Annotated in this window: 10 protein-coding genes and 1 pseudogene; 2 read left to right on the plus strand and 9 right to left on the minus strand. The window is 60.9% G+C overall.

Translation table 11 applies throughout. From position 1 onward, the window contains the following. Window position 1: 1 nt before the first annotated feature. The 3 genes from KEC55_RS25305 to KEC55_RS25315 all read right to left on the minus strand — a co-directional run bounded on the left by KEC55_RS25305 (window position 2) and on the right by KEC55_RS25315 (window position 2,486). Entirely contained in the window at window positions 2–1,294 is a 1,293-nt protein-coding gene (locus tag KEC55_RS25305) for a TolC family protein (RefSeq protein WP_282507863.1), read from the minus strand. Window positions 1,295–1,385: 91 nt separating this feature from the next. After that, window positions 1,386–1,778 (minus strand): hypothetical protein, encoded by a 393-nt coding sequence (locus KEC55_RS25310; protein ID WP_282507864.1) that lies wholly within the window; start codon window positions 1,776–1,778, stop codon window positions 1,386–1,388. A 75-nt stretch (window positions 1,779–1,853) separates the two neighbouring features. Continuing rightward, a complete protein-coding gene (locus tag KEC55_RS25315) occupies window positions 1,854–2,486 on the minus strand; it encodes a glutathione S-transferase C-terminal domain-containing protein (RefSeq protein ID WP_282507865.1) in 633 nt (210 codons plus the stop codon). 136 nt (window positions 2,487–2,622) lie between these two features. On the opposite strand from KEC55_RS25315, the gene KEC55_RS25320 reads away from it, so the two are divergent. After that, entirely contained in the window at window positions 2,623–3,018 is a 396-nt protein-coding gene (locus KEC55_RS25320; protein WP_282507866.1) for a winged helix-turn-helix transcriptional regulator, read from the plus strand. A 23-nt stretch (window positions 3,019–3,041) separates the two neighbouring features. Then, the gene (locus KEC55_RS25325) at window positions 3,042–3,410 is read left to right on the plus strand and encodes a hypothetical protein (RefSeq protein ID WP_282507867.1); all 369 of its coding nucleotides are present in this window, start codon (window positions 3,042–3,044) and stop codon (window positions 3,408–3,410) included. Between the two features lie 226 nt (window positions 3,411–3,636). Here KEC55_RS25325 and imm45 read toward each other — a convergent pair whose 3' ends face one another. The 6 genes and pseudogenes from imm45 to KEC55_RS25355 form a co-directional block, all read right to left on the minus strand. Continuing rightward, a complete protein-coding gene (gene imm45 / locus KEC55_RS25330; RefSeq protein WP_282507868.1) occupies window positions 3,637–3,963 on the minus strand; it encodes an Imm45 family immunity protein in 327 nt (108 codons plus the stop codon). A 791-nt stretch (window positions 3,964–4,754) separates the two neighbouring features. Further along, window positions 4,755–5,315, minus strand: a pseudogene (locus KEC55_RS25335) (ShlB/FhaC/HecB family hemolysin secretion/activation protein); the annotation flags it as partial. A 243-nt stretch (window positions 5,316–5,558) separates the two neighbouring features. Next, window positions 5,559–6,383, minus strand: coding sequence for a hypothetical protein (locus KEC55_RS25340; protein ID WP_282507869.1), 825 nt, complete (start codon window positions 6,381–6,383; stop codon window positions 5,559–5,561). Window positions 6,384–7,035: 652 nt separating this feature from the next. Further along, on the minus strand, window positions 7,036–7,692 hold the full coding sequence (locus KEC55_RS25345) for a hypothetical protein (RefSeq protein ID WP_282507870.1): 657 nt from the start codon (window positions 7,690–7,692) through the stop codon (window positions 7,036–7,038). Window positions 7,693–7,977: 285 nt separating this feature from the next. Further along, window positions 7,978–8,259: a hypothetical protein gene (locus KEC55_RS25350; protein WP_282507871.1), complete on the minus strand. Its 282-nt coding sequence runs from the start codon at window positions 8,257–8,259 to the stop codon at window positions 7,978–7,980. Further along, a complete protein-coding gene (locus tag KEC55_RS25355) occupies window positions 8,256–17,393 on the minus strand; it encodes a hemagglutinin repeat-containing protein (RefSeq protein WP_282511423.1) in 9,138 nt (3,045 codons plus the stop codon). Before KEC55_RS25355 ends, KEC55_RS25350 begins: the two co-directional genes overlap by 4 nt. Window positions 17,394–17,461 lie beyond the last annotated feature (68 nt).

Genomic DNA, 17,461 nt, shown 5'->3' on the forward strand with positions numbered 1-17,461 from the left:
TTCACTGCGCGGCGGCCATCGCCGACGGTACAACCTGATATTCGAGCTGCGCCCAGGTCTGCGACACGTCGCGCCTGAGATCCAGCACCCGCAACTGCGCATCGAGTTGCGCGCGCCGCGCGGCGAACGTGTCGGCGAGCGCCCCGGTGCCGGCCCGGTACGCGGCCGTCGCGAGTTGCACGCGCTGATCGGCGGCAGGCAGCAGCGCGGTGCTCAGGTTCGCGATGCGTTCGCGGCCGCTTGCCAGCGTTTCGGATTGCGTACGGATATCGGCCTGCACCTGACGTAGCGTGTCCTCGTACATCAGGCGCGCCTTCGTCTCGAGCGCGGCCTTCTCGGCGACGTCGCGATTCTGGCGGTTCTTGCGATTGAGCGGCAGCGGGATCGAGACGCCGACCGACACCATGTTCGAATACGCGCCGCCGCGCTGCTGGTACGCGATCTCCCACGTCCAGTTCGGGCTGCGCTCGCTGTTCGCGACCGCCGTGTCGGCCTCGGCCACTGCGATGTCGTCCGCCGCGGCGACCAGCGCGGGCTGCGACAGGCGCAGTTCGTCCGGCGGCAGCGACGACACGAAGGATTCCGGCGCGGGCGGCGCTCCCGTCACGTCGGCCACCGGAACGGCCGTCCAGCGGGCCAGCGCGATGAGCGCGGTGCGATACGCCTGCTGCGCCTTGAGCACCTGATCCTGCGTTTGCGCGAGCATCGCGCGCGCCTGCACGACGTCGCCCGCGCTCGCCTTCGCGCCGCGATACGACGCCTGCGTCGCCTCGAGTTCGTGGTTCATGTGACCGAGCAACGCCTGCTGGAGCGCGAGCGCCTGCTTCGCGTAGACGGCATCGAGCCACGCCGTCGCGGTCTGCTGGCGCACGGCGGCGAGTTGCGCGAGATAGCCCGCGTGCTCGCGGCCGACCTGCTCGTTGGCGAGCGCCGTACGTAGCCGCCGCTTGTCGCCGGACACCCACTCCTGCTCGATGCCGATACGGCGCATCGTCATGAAGTCCTGGCCGACGGTGAAGCGCTGACCGCCGTTGACCGGCAGGTTGTCGATGCCGGCCTTGAGCATCGGGTCCGGCAATTGGCCGGCCCGGACGGCCGCTTCGGAACGCGCGAGCACGGAAGCCTGCGCGGCCTGCATCGAAGCGGAATGATCGGTGGCGGACTGCAGCGCGGCGTCCAGCGTAAAGGGTGGCTGCTGCGCGTGAACCGCGCCCGCCACCAGCAGCGCCGCCCAAAGCATAGGCGCGCGCCGGCGCGCACGCCGCGTACGCGGCGTGCTGAAATCGAATGACATGGTGTAACCCCAAGTCGGAACCCAAAGGGATTCCACGTCCTGCGCACAGGACGAACCTCACCGCGTGGGCGGTGAACCGGTCAGATCGGGATCAGCTGATGCGTGGAGGGCGCCACAACCCGCTCGGGTCGCGGACCGGGACGGACTGCGTGTAGTGGAAGACGATCGTGCTGGCGAATGCAGCGGGACGGCTGACGTCGGTGCGCGCGGCCGGGTGATAGAGACTGCCGAACTGGCATTGGGCCGTCACCTTGCAGGCCATGCCCTTGGCCTTGGCTTTGGCCTTCGCGTGATCGGCGGATGACGGCTGCATCGAATCGCAGTCGCTCATGTCGGCGGACATGGCCATGTTCATGCCGGTGTCCGAATCCATCGACATCGTGTGCTGCATCGGACATTCACCGGTCAGGCCGCTGGCTGCCAGCCCACTGATGGGCAGCACCGCGCAGAGCAGCAGCAGGATGAAGGTCCGAAGCCATTTCATGGCCGCGATTATAGCGCGGCCGATTGCTGCGTGGCGGCGCGTCGATACGGCGGAATGACGCGCCGCCGCCGCGCATTACTTCAGCAGGTTGTCCGCCGCCAGCACGGCCTGCACGGCCGGCCGCGCGCGCACGCGCTCGTACCACGCGCGCAGATGCGCGTGCCGGCTCAGGTCGATATCCGCGTGGTACACCGAGCGCATCCAGTCGGCCTTGCCCCAGCCGGTGAGCGCGAACAGATAGGCATCGGCGACCGTGAACGTATCGCCCGTCAGGAACGTCCGGCCTTCGAGCTGGCGGTCGATCCATGCGAAGCGGCTGTCGAGCTTCTGCCGGACGGGCTCCACGTACTTCCCGGCCTGCACCGCATACAGCAGCGGAATGAACCCCTTGTGGATCTCGGTGCCGAGGAAGTTGAGCCATTCCATCAGCCGGTAGCGCGCGAGCGTGCCGTAAGCCGGTGCGAGCGCGGCTTCCGGGCGCTGGTCCGCGAGATACTGCGAGATCACCGGGCCTTCGCGCAGTATCGTGCCATCGGCGAGTTCGAGCAGCGGCACGTAGCCGAGGTCGGTCACGTCGTAGTAGTTGCGGCCGTCTTCGACGACATGCTTGCGTGCGTCGACCTTGACGATCTCCGCGTCGATATTGCCTTCGCGCAGCACGATGCAGATCGCCTGCGAACAGCTGCCGGGAGCGTGATAGAGCTTCATGCGTTTCCTTCGTGGGTTGTCCATGTATCGATTCGCCGCGACGCGGGCGCTAATATCTCGCATCGGCGCAGCGCTGAGAAGACGGCAGTCGTTTGTGCCGTAGTCACAAAAAATTTACCGACCAGGGTTCAGCACGATGAAAACGAGTGCGACAGGATGTTCCGTTGAAGAAGCGATGCGCCTGCTCGGCGGCCGCTGGCGGCTGTTGCTGGTGTCGTATCTGCTCGACGGGCCGAGGCGTTTCAGCGACCTGCGCCGCGACATGCCGGGCATCTCGCAACGCATGCTGACGCTCGACCTGCGCGCACTGGAGGATGCAGGGCTCGTGCGACGGACCGTCTATCCGGAAGTGCCGGTGCGTGTCGAGTACGATCTGACCGCGGACGGTGACCGGCTGCGGCCCGTGGTCGACGTGATGCGCGAATTCGGGCTGTGGCTGAAAGCGCGCGATGTCGATGCGACGTGCGATACCGGCGCGACGCTCGAAGTGGCGATCGAAATGCAACCCGATTGCCCCGGTAACCCCAGATAACCCATACGCAGGAACCTACGTTCATGGAACTTCACGCTACCGTCGGCGCGGCGACGTCCGACCTCGACGACGACGAAAGCTTCGCCAACATCTACTGTCACGATGCGGAGCAGGATTATTGCTTCGCGCTGTCGCGCTTTCCGGACGACGCGCTGATCGAAGTGATGGTGCGCGACCAGATCAACTGGCGCGTCAAGGATCTGTCGGTGCGACTGACGGACGATACGATCGACGTCGAGATCGAACCGGGCATCGCCGCGCGTCTCGACGGCCAAACGCGTTACGTCATCCATCTCGCACCCGGCCAGTACGATCCGGTCACGCTGCGCGCCGCGCTGAAGGAGATCTTCGTCGGCAAGGACGGCTTTCAGGACGACAGCTCGCGCGGCTGACCGATTGGCCGCGCACTCCCTCCGTTCACGCCGATAACCGCTCATGACGCGCACCTTGCCACTCCAACCGTTTCCACGCGTTGCCGCACTGCTGCTCGCCGCGTGCGCAACGCTGGCCTCCGCCGCGCATGCGGCCAAACCGCTGCTCACGTTCACAGCGTCGCGGCTTATGATCTTCTTCCACTGCATCGCATTTGATTGCTCCGGCCCTCGCTCACCGCCCCCTTTACGCGATCTCCGATTCATCCAGCGAATCACGCACCTCCACCTCATTAACATCGCCGCCGGGCCAGACCCAAAGCTGCCAGTTGTCGATAAGCCATTGATTCGATATACAATCCGAATTAGGTTGCTCCGGGAATACTACATAACAATTTATTCCAGCCTTATAACCACTAACCGTGATAAGGCCAAGTCTTCCAGTTTCACCTGGCGCTTCACAGACCATCATCACCACGCGACTTTCAAATGGTTTTCCTGCGGCAAAACGAAGTAACGCACCTCGCTTTAAAAAGAAGTCCGAGCTCTCAGTTAACCTTATCCAATTCATCATTTCAATTCCAGATCAAGTCGCCCCGACATATCCGCCGGCTTTGTAGGTTTAAGCTCAAGCCTGCTGATTTCACCCATATGCCCCGTTCTCCCATTCACCATCTCAAAGCGACCGTATTGAGAGTCAACAGCATGTAAAGCTCCATCATCCGATCGATATACATCTCATCCATTAATACGACTAAGCTAAGAATTATTTTTCCAACCATTATCCGCCGCGACTGCTTGAGCAGTCTGCTTCACTTGTGCAACTCGCTCACCCGGGGGAAGGGTAACAAGTGACTTCTCAAACGAATCACGAGCAGACTTATCACCAGAATCCCCTTCAACCGAATTTACAACGGCCTGTACAATCTGCCTGAGCGAATCCGGTGTGGCCGATGTGATTAGCTCCCCAAATTGCTGCGGCCCCGGATTCGGAGTCACCAGCCCTCCTGCCTTCGCACCCGAATCAAGCTCTGTCGCCGGATCGGCAATCACGCCGTCGCCCTTGCCTGCCGTCTCGCCCTTGTACCCCGGTAGTTTGAATCGAGCGAGCCAGCCGCGAACCGGGACATCGGCGCGACCTGATTGTTCTCAACCTCGATATTGCCAGCACTGGTCGCGGTTGCTACATTCTGCCCCGACATTGTCTCGATGCCCGCAATCAGGCTGGCCACCAGATTGGCGCGCGCTTCGCGCTCCGACGCAGACAGGTTCGTTGAAGGCGCAAGCAGACTGCCTAACGCGAAGCTCGCCGTCGCCCCCATTGCGCCCGCGCCACAACTCTGGCTGCTGGCAGCCGCGCCTGCAACCACCGTCGGCTGCGAGGCTGTCGTCCCGCGCGCCTAACGCGCCGATGCCTTGCCGATATGCGAGCGTCCCGTCGAACTGTGCAATACCAAAGTAGTGGCGATCGGTCAGGCCAAATTCGACGAACATGTTGTTGCGGCACTGCTGGGGAATTTCGGTATCCTCGATGAAGCTTTGCCCGAATCGACGCGACAATCGAAATTGCGCACCAAACACGTCATTCTGGCTGCGCGACAACACGCGGTTTAGCTTGAAATCGACGGTTTTCGAATTGCCGCTCGCGATGAACGTTTGGTTCACACCAGCGATCTGCTGGTAGTACGTGTTTGCGTACGCGGACTGCGTCGCGGTCCAGTAGCCCCACAGGATCGAATAGAAGCCGTTCCAGCTGTGCGAGCCGAGCAGCTTGTCTCCAAATTCGAGATCCTGGCTCACGCCGATGTTGAAGATATCGTTTAGGCCTAGGGGATTGTCGATACCGAAAGACAAATTGCCCTGAAGGCGGCCCGTCGCGCGCGTACCCGAGTTGTCGATCGATGCGACGACCGATTTGTTTTCGCCTTCGCCGTCGTTCGTCTTATAGCTATCGCGCGCCTTCCTGTAGCTGTTGTCGAATGGCTTGATCTTCAACATCGCAGCACGGCTTGTGAACCCGCCGACCAGCGCCGTCCCGAAGCCGGCCAACAACACGATCCTCCGAGAATCGACGGCGGAATGAACTTCACCGCGACATACATTGCCGCGATGTCAATCGCGATCAAACTGAATCTGATCCATCGAGGGAAATTGCCATCTTCGATCAGCTTAATTTTTCGCACCGCTTCCTCCTGCCTTCCCTGCGGCATCCTTCACAACTCCCTGCCAATAAGAATTGAGAATTCCTTGGATCCTATTTGATATATCACTGTTATTCACACTATTGGATACTCCGTTGATAACAGGGCCCAAGAGAGGATATTTTTCTGATGCCGCATTCGATACCGTGTTTAGTAAACTACCAACTCCGTATTGACCGACGTTCGGGCTCACAATTTGTCCGACAGCATCGGCACCAACGCCGACAACGGTTGCACCGAACGCAATCTGTGCGAACAATGGCGCAAATGGAGTCGGTGCGGATGCGAGGGCGCCGCTCAGCTCGCTCAGCTTGCCCGATGCGATCGCTGCAACGGCTGCGCCCCCTACCGCATTGCCGCCCGCCAACCCCGTTACCAAAGCCGCACCCGCACCTTGCATCAGCGCTCGGTTCGCTCCGCCTTCCTTCCACGCGTCGACGCCGGCTTGGTCACCGTTCGCGGCAGCGTCCTTCATCATCTTGTCCGCGTAGTCCCCAATCCGGCGCGACACTGCCTCACCGACTGCACCGGCCGCAGCCATCATGTCCGCTTGGTTGCTCAACAGGTTCTGCATGTCGGGGAGTTTAGCGACCGTCCCGTTCGTGTTCGTCGTATCGCGGTTCAAGCTCGCCACATCCTGCTTCTGGCTTGCCGAATCCGTAATCGTGACTGTCCCCGCGCTTACGCCGCTCTTCGTCGTCGCGCTATCGCTGCCGCTGTCGTTCTGTTCAAGCATGGGCGCGACGCCACCCGCTTTCTTGCCCGACGTGCTGCCGTGCGTGCTGTAGTTCATCTCACCATTTATGCAATAACTTCACTTTTTTAAGGAATCGTAAAAACCCACTGTGATCGCAAGAGATTCGCCAGTGCCGAAAATGCCAGGCTTACTCCCGCTGAAACAGCAAGACTAATATTCGGCTCTGTGTACGACACCCACAAAACCAATGCCATCCATAGCAATATGGTCGATTTAAACCAATACAAAAATCTACCTCTTCTTGATTTTTCTTTTTCTGTACCAAACATAAGCCATGTCACGAACAACGAACCCAGAGTAATACAAACAACCCCTATTCCGAAGTTCATTATTTCTTAACTCCAAAATTTTTCAAAGTATTATTGAATCCCCACCAAGAATTCGTTGCCGGATCAACCAGCGGATCGACTGACCCACCTAATCCAGTAGTATTTCCAAGCGGAATCCCAGTCTGCTTTCCAGCGTACGTAGGAGCAATTTTGGTTACCCCCAGCACAGCTTTTTCAACCCATCCGCTTGTTTCTCCGACCCATGCGCTCAAGTTAGCACCATAGACTCCACCGATCCCTCCCCCGAGGAAGCCACCGATAGCCTCCGCCGCGGTAACGCGGCTTACCGGTCGCGTAATTCATCAAACCAGTAATTCCAAGCCCAGTCACTGCTGCTTCGCATGCAGCACCTCAAGAAACTAGACAAGCAGTCGCCGTAGTTGCGATCTTTCCAGTGCGCTCATACACGAGATTCTGATTGCGCATTTCCGCATCGTCAGCCCTGTTCCAAGCTGCTGCTGTCCCGCGCTGTACCCATCCTGATTTCTCTTGATGTACTGGCTGTTGTAATCATGGTTTGTATACTGTGAATCATTCTTATAGCCATCGCAATTCAGGTTTTGGCAACCAATAATGCTGCGAACTTCCCAATCGTGCTTTCCGCCGGAAGCTTCCATCGTCTGTTGATCGGAATTTCGCAGGATTTCGGCAACTATCCGCCCCTCGGCTTCGTGTACGCTTATCCCAAGCTTCTCCGCTACGATCTTCGCGTCCTTCTTTGCTCTCGCGTACTCGTCCGGGTGAAGTTGCCGATTAAACCGATCAACGTAATATCCCGAGAACGCCCCCGATTCCCCACCCACAGCCGCACCAGCCCCCGTCGCAAGCGCGTTCGCCACAATATTGCCCAGCGCTTGATTCATATTGGCGTTGCCAGTCGGATCGCTGCCTGCGATTGCACTGCTCAACTCGTTCAGCTTGCCCGAAGCAATCGACGCAATCGCCGCCCCGGCTGCGCCCCCTACCGCATTGCCGCCCGCCAACCCCGTTACCAAAGCCGCACCCGCACCTTGCATCAGCGCGCGGTTCGCTCCGCCTTCCTTCCACGCGTCGACGCCGGCCTGGTCACCGTTTGCCTTATCCTGGATAGCCTTCTTTTCATCCGGATGCAGCAGTCGGTTGAACCGGTCTGTATCGAGAATAAGGGGCGAGATTGTAGGGGGGGGGGGGGGGGGGGGGGGGGGGGGGGGGGGGGGGGGGGGGGGGGGGGTGGAAAATTCCAGCCACTAGTCGACCACACTCCAGCCGACGGCGCGAAGTCTGCATAAACACGGAGCACGGTATAGGCCGGGACTATCGTTTTAGCTTTTCCTCTCAGACTTGAACCATGGACCGAATTTCGATGGATCATCACTCAACATTCCGGCCTTACGCAACGGCTTCGGCAAAAATCGAATGTGTAAAACCAGAAGAACAATAAATAATGGAATGCCTATAGCAAATACAGAGACACCATTACTCAGCCCCATCAACTTCCGACAAATACCAATCACAACGACCGCATAGCATCCTGCACTAAAAATAGAAACCAAGCAAACCATGAACCATATTTGAGCTGCCGCATAGAGTCGTCGCCAGTTCATTTCTGCACTCCTGCGCGGTGAACATCATTGATGACCGCTGCCCCCTTCGAACCAACACCAAACAGCAAAATGCCCTGCGTCGCCCCGTATGGTGCCGCTTGGTTAATGAATGGAATCAAGGTATTGTTATTCGTACGTGGCACGGTCACATCAAACATCGATCCCGGACGATTCAGACCATCAGCATTACCCATCTTTAGCGGGACCGGCGCTTTCAACGCCGCAATCGCAGCTACCAAATTCAACCCGTCATACACAACATTCCCCCAACCAGCAGGCAATGCCTCATTAAACCCATACCGCACAGGATTCACACCAGGAGAACTAGTACCGTTATAACGGTTGTAAAGACCATCCGCACCTTCTGCCATATCACCCAATCCAAAAACGATCATTCCTCCACCGCCGAGAGCACAACCCAGACCGCTTGCACAAAGTCCCGCTCCCGTCTTTACCGTCACACCACCAACAACGACCTTGGCAGTATCCTTCGCAACTCCAACCGGATCGTTCTTCAACGCATCGCCAACCTTCTGCATCGGTGTGTAATCGAACAAACCCGCTTCCTTCTGCCGATTTACCCAATCCAGTTCCGGACCCAGCGAGGCCACCTCAACTTCACTCACGAAGTTCTTGTTCCGCTCCGCGCTCCCTTCCGGGTATTCTGCCCAACACTTCACCGCATAGCACGCTGCGCGCGTCAGCTTCTCTTGCTCCGCCTTGTCCTTCCCAGCCTTCTCGGCAATTGCTTTCTTTTCATTGTCGTGCAACTGCCGATTGAACCGATCGACGTTGTACCCCGAGAACGCCCCCGATTCCCCACCCACAGCCGCACCAGCCCCCATCGCAAGCGCGTTCGCCACAATATTGCCCAGCGCTTGATTCATATTGGCGTTGCCAGTCGGATCGCTGCCTGCGATTGCACTGCTCAACTCGTTCAGCTTGCCCGACGCAATCGACGCAATCGCCGCCCCGGCTGCGCCACCTACCGCATTGCCGCCCGCCAGTCCCGTCATCAGTGCCGCACCCGCACCTTGCATCAGCGCGCGGTTCGCTCCGCCTTCCTTCCACGCGTCGACGCCGGCCTGGTCACCGTTCGCGGCGGCATCCTTCATCATCTTGTCCGCGTAGTCCCCAATCCGGCGCGACACCGCTTCACCAGCCACGCTGGCCGCAGCCATCATGTCCGCTTGGTTGCTCAACAGGTTCTGCATGTCGGGGAGTTTAGCGACCGTACCGTTCGTGTTCGTCGTATCGCGGTTCAAGCTCGCCAAATCCTGCTTCTGGCTTGCCGATTCCGTAATCGTGACTGTCCCTGCGCTTACGCCGCTCTTCGTCGTCGCGCTATCGCTGCCGCTGTCGTTCTGGCCAAGCATGGGCGCGGCGCCACCCGCATTCTTGCCCGACGCGCTGCCGTGCGTGCTGTAGTTCATCCCACCATCACCAGTCGTCGCCCCCGCACTGAAGCCGCTTGAGCTCGCATCGTAGTGCGACTGATTCTGGATGTCCGAGAAGGACAGCGAAGCTGTCGTCAGTGCATTCTTCGACGCATCCGAGTCGCTCGCGATCAGCCCGCCTTTCAGATCGGTATTGCCGGTGACGTTGATATTGAAGCCGTCGTCGCCCGCGTGAATCCCGGCCTGTTCATTGACGCCCGCATAGCTGCCGGCCGCGTTACCCTTGCTCTGGCTGAAGCTCGCACTTGCGCCGCCCTGACTGATGTTGAAGCCGCCGCCCGAACTCGACTGATGCACCGCGCTCGACAACGTGTCCTGCACGCTCGCGATGTTCAGATTCCCGCCCACATCGGCATTCACCTGATTGCCCTTCACGTTCGAGCCGATGATGTTCGTATCGCCAACCGAGATGATCGTCACGCCGTTTGTTGCGTTTACATGGCTGTTGTTCTGCGTGGCCAGATCGCTGTTGCCGTCGCCATTGGCCTTCGACATTGCCGCCGAAATACCAAAGCCCCCCGTGCCAACTGATACGCCCACACTTGCGCTCTTCGATTCATTCGTGCTGCGCGTCGAATCGGTGTCCGTCGTACTGACGATATTGACCTGATTCTTCGCTGTCAGAATCACATCATTTGCGTTCACGTTCAAGCCGGCGATCGTCACATTGCCGCTGCCCGACTGCCCGTCCCCCGTTGCAGCGAACGCTACGGTCCCGCCTGCATTCACGTTCGAGCCGCGATTCGTCACGCTGTTCTCGCTAAATGCGCTCTTGCTGTGGCTGCTGCCGACGCTGACCTCAACCTTGAACTGCGGTGTCTCACCCGCGCCCAGCGCTCTGACCAGATCGCCGGCGGCCATGTTTGCATCCCAAGCCGCGCTCGCCGCTGCCATTCCGTGCAGCGCTGCCGCACGACCATCCTGACTGCTGCTGGACGCACGCGATTGATCCACCGCGTTCGACACCGCATCGATTACCGGTGCCTTCAATGCCAGTGTCAGGCCGCTTTTCGACACCTCCTGCGTCTCGCCGCGGTGACGCGTGTCCCGTGCCGAGTCGATCGTCACGTTCGCGCCTGTACCGTTAAGATTCTTCGCTGCAATCAGGTCGCTTCCCGTCACGTGCAGGTCGTTTCCAGCAGTAACGTTGACGTTGCCCTTCAGCGAACCGATCGTACTGCCGTTGTTCGACACCTCGGTCGACTGACTGTTCGTCTTCAGCGAACTACTGCCAATCGACACCGACAGGCCGCCGCCCGACATCAAACCCGATTCCTTCTTGTCGTAGTAGCTCGACGACTGCAAGGTGTCCTGCAACGTCGTAACCGTCACGTTGCGCGCGGCGGTGAGTGTCACATCGTTCGTTCCGACGATGGTACTGCCCTGAACATTGACGTCCTTCCCGCTGACGATGTTCACACCATCCGCTGACACCAGACTGCCCTGATTCAACGTCATGGTCTGATCGATTCCACTCGCGATCTTCGCACCGCTAACCACGTTGCTATGGCTATGCGTTTCGTGCGAGTTCAGCTCGTGTGTCTCGGTTGCAGCACCGACATTCACATCACCAGCCGCGAGCATGTTCGCGTTGCCCTTGTCGAGGCTGATCGCACTGCCGGAGAGCGTAATGTCCTTGCCCGACACGATGCTGACTGTGTCGCCGCCCTTGAGCGTCGTGCCGGTCAGCACCTGATCGGACGTGTGCAGCGTTTCCGCGTAGCTGCCGTGACTATCACTGCCTGAACTATTGCTGTTCACCGTCGACGTCGCGCTCGCCGCGCCGAGCGTCACGTTGCCCTTGGCGGCAAGCGTCCCACCTTGCCCAAGGTCGATCTGCGCGCCCTGTGCCGTTAGATCACCACCCACGACGACATTCGATTGCCCACCGACCGTCACCGAGCTGCCAGTGACCTTGTTGATGTCGGTGTTCGATATACCGTTCGCCCGCTGCACGATCTTGTGCTCGCCCGTCTGGACCGCACTGAGATCCCAGTTACCGCCGACATTCATCCCGAGGTTGCCGCCAACCGACAGGTTGCCCGCGTTCTGCTGGAAGTTCCCGCCAGTGGCTATCGATGCGTCGCCCGCAACATCCAGCTTCGAGGTCGGCCCAAGCGTGGTCACCACGCTCGTCGCGCCATCGCGGCTCACCCGCGTGTTCGTCTTTGTCGCCGTGTCGAGAATCAGGTCTTTCCCGGCGTCCAGCTGCAGACTGCCAGCCTTCACATTCGCCGACGTCAGGTCGATGTTGTTCTCGGTCTTCAGCGACATCAGCCCGCCGCTTTGCAGCGCGCCGAATGCGTTGTCGATCTGCTGGCCCTGGATTGCGAGTGTGTTGTCCGCCTTGATCGTGCCGCGATTCGTGAAGGACTGCGCGTTCTGGAAATCGATGTTCGTCGCGCTGATCAACGGCCCGTCGATGTTCTGCTGGCTCGCCTTCGCGAGATACACGACCGGCACAAGCACCGACTGACCGTCGACCACGCGTGTTTCCATCATGATCACGTTGCTGGTCAGCTTCGACACCTGATCGGCCGACAGGCTAGCGCCGATCGGCAAATCGAGCGACTTCGACAGATCCGCGCCGGCAGCCATCAGCGATTGATACATCGTCTGCAGGTCCGCATACGGTCCCAGCACAGCCTTGCCAGTCAGCGCGGTGACTTCGTTGCGCACGAGCTGCTGTTCGTAGAAGCCGTCACCGAGGCGCTTCGGAATATGCGTGAGGTCGACGCCGAGCTGCCCGAAGAAGTAGTCACTCGAAATGAAATTCGTCTGGTTCGTGAACGCCGGGTTCGTCTCGATCACGTAGCTCGCGTTCGGCGCGGTGGTCGGCTTGAACAAGCCGCCTTGCGGAATGGTGAGGTTGTTCAGGACGTTCAACGCCGTCGCACTGGCGATGATCGTATCGACTGGCGCCGGTGTACCGCCCTGCACCGCCGAAGCTCCCGATTTCGCGCCGCTCGCGTTACCGCTCAGGTTGGTAGGCGTGAGACCCGGCACCGACTGGCCCGGCAGCAAGCCTAGAGACGGAATCGATGCGTTGCCCGCCGAGTTGTTGACACTCACTCCAGTGCCCGAAATCGTGTCGTTCGAATTCAACGTCGGATCGTAACGCGGTAGCTTGTAGTCCTTGATCGACGCCGGCGCCACCTGCGTGTAACCACCCGGACGCCCCGTCACAAATGGCGCATTGCCGAACGGCAATTGCCAGTCGTGTTCGGTGTTGTCGTAGTTGTTGTAGTGATATTGCCCCGAGTAGGAAACCGACACGCCTGGCAGATTCTGACCGGACGCCGCCCAGCCGTCGGCATCGTAGCGCGCTGGCATCTTGATGTCGCCGACCGCCGCGATGTTGCTCCAATAGTTTTGCAGCGTGCCGGCCGAAGAGGCGTCGATCTTGCCGCCCGACACGATCTGGGCGGCCGGGCTGATGTCCGTCACGGTCGTCGCCGTCGCGCTGTCCGCATAGTACGTCGTCTTCTGGTAGCCGCTGTTCCACTGCCCGCCATGTGGCGGATCGGTCGGAACCCCGCCCACGAAATCCAGAAAGAGCTCACGCTCCTCGGGCTTGCTCAGGTCGACCCAGCGCACGTCCCGACCGGAGCAGGCGTCCATGTAGACCGCCACGCATCCGGACATGCTGATGCCAAACTGCGCAAGCGATGCCGGATCGATCTGGCTGGTGGACGTCTTCATCACGCGGCGCGTGCTCGTCACCTTGTCCGCGTGCAATTCCATGTCGCCGCCGGACTGGATCAGCGCAGACACGTTATTCACCAACGCTGCGTTCGTGTAGTTACCGCTCGCGTCCTTGCCGCCTGCCAGCACGACCTTGCCCATGCCGAAGATGGCCGTCGTCGCCATCGAGTCGGTGGCCGTCGTGTCGTCGCGGTTCTCGATGTCATGCGCGAGAATCTCGAGCGTACCGTTGCTGTCTGAACCGCCGATCAAAGCGGTTGGTCCAAGGTTCGAAATCGTATTCGTCGCGTTGAGCGAGACGCTGGCGCCGACCAGCGCACCCGTGTTGGTCAAATCGGTCGACTGTGTGCGCAGCAAGCCGCCGGCCGTCAGGGCGCCCGCGTTGACGATGTTGCCCGCGTTGACGCTCAGGTTGTTGACCGACTGCAGGTTCGCGTGGTTCGTAAAGGTGCCGGGCAGCTTGAAGGCGAGATCGTGACCGACGTTGAACTGCGTATCGGATGCCGCCGTGTAATCGCCCTGCAGGTCCACGTTGGCGTCGTGCGTCGCGCTGAATGTACCGCCACCTTGCAGCGTAGCGGCTGCGACCGACAGGTCGTGCGTCGAGCTGATCCGGCCGTTCGTGTTCGTGATCGCACCGGTCGTCGTGACGTTCACGTCGCCGTTCGAATTCGTGACGTTACCGATGGTGCCACCGCTGTTGTCGAGCGAGTTCCCCTGGACATGCAGCGATGCGCCACTGAGCTGACCGCCCTGCGTGTTGCTGATCGACGCTGCGCTTACCGTCACGTCCCCGTTACCGGTGATGGCCCCCATACCCGACACACCGCCGGCATGACTGTTCGCGATCTGGCTGCCGCCTTGCACCGTCATCTTGCCCGCACCGAGGTCGACTATGGCGCCGTCCGCGTTGTCGATCGACGCCGATTGAATGTCGAGCGTGCTGGTGTCGCCCGCAGCCAATTGCCCGGCCTGGACGTGGCCGCCTCGGTTCGACAGCGCGCCGCCGTTCGTCAACAACAGCAACGCGTCCGATCGAATCAGGCCCTGCGCGTTGTTCACGTCGCCCGCAATCGTGGCGTTGATACCGCGCTGTGCCGCGAGAATACCGCTCGCGTTGTTCCAGCTGCTCGCATCGACGACCGCTTGCCCCTTCGTCACGATGGTGCCTGATGCGTTGTTCAACGCGCTGGCGCCATTACCCGGTGCGATCGTCAGCGTGCCCGTGCCGGCATGCGTGATGGTGCCGCCTGCGTTGTTCAGCTCGGCGGGCTTGAGCGTCAGATCCGTGCTGTTGGTCTGGATCGCGCCCGTGGCCGAGTTGTCGAGCGTGCCGCTGACATTCATGCCCATCGCTGACGCCCCATACTGCGTGATCGTGCCGCCATGGTTGACAAGGTTTGCGGTCGTCAGCGCAAGCTGATTGGCCTCGAGCTTGCCGCCGCTGTTGTCGAGCGTCGAATCGGCAGTGACCGACAGGTTCGGCGCGACGATCGAACCGCCTTGGTTCGTCATCGAGCCCATGTGGATTGTCGCGTTCGTGCCCGCACCGATCTGGCCGCCATCGTTCGCCAGCGTACCGCTGGCGACACTCAGATCCGTGTTCGACAGCAGCTTGCCGCTCGCGTTGTTCAGCGTGCCGCCGACGGTCGCAGTCAGCCCGCTCTGCGCGTTGATCGAGCCCGACGTGTTGTTCAGCGCGCCGGCTTGCGCGACGATGTGTCCGTTGCTCGCGATCGACCCGCCCACGTTCGACACCGAGCCCGAACCGCTTCCGAGCGTCAGTGTGCCGTTGCCGGCATGGGTGATCGTGCCACCATCGTTGACGATCGCCGCCGGCGCGATCGTCAGATCGGAACTGTTGGTCTGCAGCGTGCCGCCATTGGAATTGTCGAGCGTGCGCGACACATTAACGGCCATCTGGCCAGTGCCGGTCTGCGTGATCGTACCGCCGTGATTCACGAGGTCGGTAGCATCCAACGACACCTGGCCGGCCTGCACGGTGCCGGCGCTGTTGTCGATCGTCGTTGCGCTGACCGTTGCCGTCTGACCGACAATCGAGCCACCGTTGTTCGTCAAATGTGCGTCGGCATCGACTGCGACGTTCTGTGCCGCCTGCAGCGTGCCGCCGCCGTTGTCGACCGACTGGCCCGCAACGTGGAGATTCGTGTTGGACGTGATCGCGCCGCGGTTGACAACGTTTGTGCCCTGGACCGAAACATCACCGTTGCCGCCGATGACACCGCCTTGCGCACCGTTCGCGGTCGTGCCTGCAGCGTTGGTCAATTGGCCGCTCGTCGTCACCGACAAGCCATCACCGTTGAGCGACGTGATCCGTCCTGCCGTGTTATCCAGCGACGCGCCGGCCATCGTCATGCCGGCCGCGCTTTGGATGGTGCCCTGGTTGTTCGCGATGGCGCCGCCGTGTATGTCCACCGTGCTTTCGGAGATCAGTTCGCCCGACTGGTTAGCGATCTGGCCAGCCACGTTGACCGACAGCGGACCCTGCGACGAGACCTTGCCGCTCTGGTTCGCGAGGGCGCCACCGGTCAGCGTCGTGCCTCCGCCACTCGACAGGCTGCCGTGATCGTTGATTACCGTGCCCGAAGCGTTCGCCTGAATGGCGCCTTGTGCGCTCGTCGTCGCGTTCGCGAGATTCACGTCGCCAGCCGTCGCGTTCAGCGACAGATTGCCGTTTGCCGCCGTCTGGCTGCCGGCGAGATTCACGCCGGAGCCTGTCAACGATGCATTGCCACCCGCGACATTCTGGCCGGTCGCGCTCAACTGACCCGAGGCTGTCAGGTTCAGGTCGCCACCATGCGCAACGGAGCCGTCGTCGTTCACGCCCGCGCCGAGCGTGCCGGTCGAATTGACGCTGCCGGCATTCACTGTCGTATTCTGCTTCGCCGCGAGCGTCCCGCTGTTCGCGAGATCGGCGCTTGTGACGGCCGACAGCGATTGCTGCGTGTACGTCGTACCGCTGTTCTGGATGCCGCCTGCCGCCGACAGCGCGAGGTTGCCGCTCGCGGTCGTCTTGCCCGTGAGCACGAGCCGGCCGTTCGACTGCAGCGTCAAATCGCCTGCCTGCGCCGCGATCGTACCGGCGTTGGCCACCCCCACGCCGTTCTCGTTCGAGGCGAGGAAGATCCGATTGCTGTACATGCCGCCCAACTGACTCACGTCGATTGCAACCGACGGTGCGGGGCCTTCGCCAGCGATCGGCATCGCGGCGAGCGTGTCGTGGTTGACCTGGCTCGCACCGGCGACCACATTCAGATTCTTCGCGTAGACCGCCGCGTTCACCTGCACCGCGCGTGCAATCAGATCGACTTGATCGAAATTGGCTGCATTCAGGCCCGCGCCAGCGACGGTCACGAGGCCGCGATTGACGTTGTAGCCGGCAAGCGACCCGTCGGCACCGTAGAACGGTACGCCGGTTGTCAGGGTCGCTCGACTGGTGTTGAGAAAGCCGCCGCCATCGACAAAAATCCCGGACGGGTTAGCCAGGACGAGTTCCGCACGGGCGCCTGCGATCTCGACTGTGCCGCGGATTTGGGACGGATTCGGACTGTTGACCTGATTGACGATGATCCGCGCAGCCTGCCCGGCTCCGTAATTCTGGTTGCCGTTGATCCAGCCCGCCTGCTGCGTCTGAACCATCGTGGCCGAGTTGTTCAGGATCGCGCCAGCCTTCTGTACATCGAACTGGTTGTAGGTATTGACCGAGACGCCTGCGCTCGACGGACGCGCCACGTTGACTTGAGGCAAACCGTTCGGCGTCTGGATTACGTGCGTACTGGTACCAGGCGTCGGGACGATCTGCGCACCGGACAGGACAGGTAGCATGCCGAGCACGGCAACGCCCGCCGCAACGGCGCGCGCGCCGGACGCCGATGAACGCCGCCGCGCGCGCGCCTCGCCCGTTGCCGATTTCCCCTCAGCCGTCGCCGTCTCCGCGACGGCGACCACCATTCCCGGCGCCTGGAATACACCAAGCGATGCGTATTCTTGTTCATTCTCGTCGACGCGGCCCGCGTCCA

Origin of the sequence: Burkholderia cepacia, assembly GCF_029962485.1 — a bacterium.
Classification (GTDB): Bacteria; Pseudomonadota; Gammaproteobacteria; order Burkholderiales; family Burkholderiaceae; genus Burkholderia.

Excerpts from the sequence above, each read along its gene's own strand:
- KEC55_RS25305 (WP_282507863.1), bottom strand. The coding sequence starts at position 1,294 with ATGTCATTCGATTTCAGCACGCCGCGTACGCGGCGTGCGCGCCGGCGC.
- KEC55_RS25310 (WP_282507864.1), bottom strand. The coding sequence starts at position 1,778 with ATGAAATGGCTTCGGACCTTCATCCTGCTGCTGCTCTGCGCGGTGCTG.
- KEC55_RS25315 (WP_282507865.1), bottom strand. The coding sequence starts at position 2,486 with ATGAAGCTCTATCACGCTCCCGGCAGCTGTTCGCAGGCGATCTGCATC.
- KEC55_RS25320 (WP_282507866.1), top strand. The coding sequence starts at position 2,623 with ATGAAAACGAGTGCGACAGGATGTTCCGTTGAAGAAGCGATGCGCCTG.
- KEC55_RS25325 (WP_282507867.1), top strand. The coding sequence starts at position 3,042 with ATGGAACTTCACGCTACCGTCGGCGCGGCGACGTCCGACCTCGACGAC.
- imm45 (WP_282507868.1), bottom strand. The coding sequence starts at position 3,963 with ATGATGAATTGGATAAGGTTAACTGAGAGCTCGGACTTCTTTTTAAAG.
- KEC55_RS25340 (WP_282507869.1), bottom strand. The coding sequence starts at position 6,383 with ATGAACTACAGCACGCACGGCAGCACGTCGGGCAAGAAAGCGGGTGGC.
- KEC55_RS25345 (WP_282507870.1), bottom strand. The coding sequence starts at position 7,692 with ATGCAAGGTGCGGGTGCGGCTTTGGTAACGGGGTTGGCGGGCGGCAAT.
- KEC55_RS25350 (WP_282507871.1), bottom strand. The coding sequence starts at position 8,259 with ATGAACTGGCGACGACTCTATGCGGCAGCTCAAATATGGTTCATGGTT.
- KEC55_RS25355 (WP_282511423.1), bottom strand. The coding sequence starts at position 17,393 with ATGGTGGTCGCCGTCGCGGAGACGGCGACGGCTGAGGGGAAATCGGCA.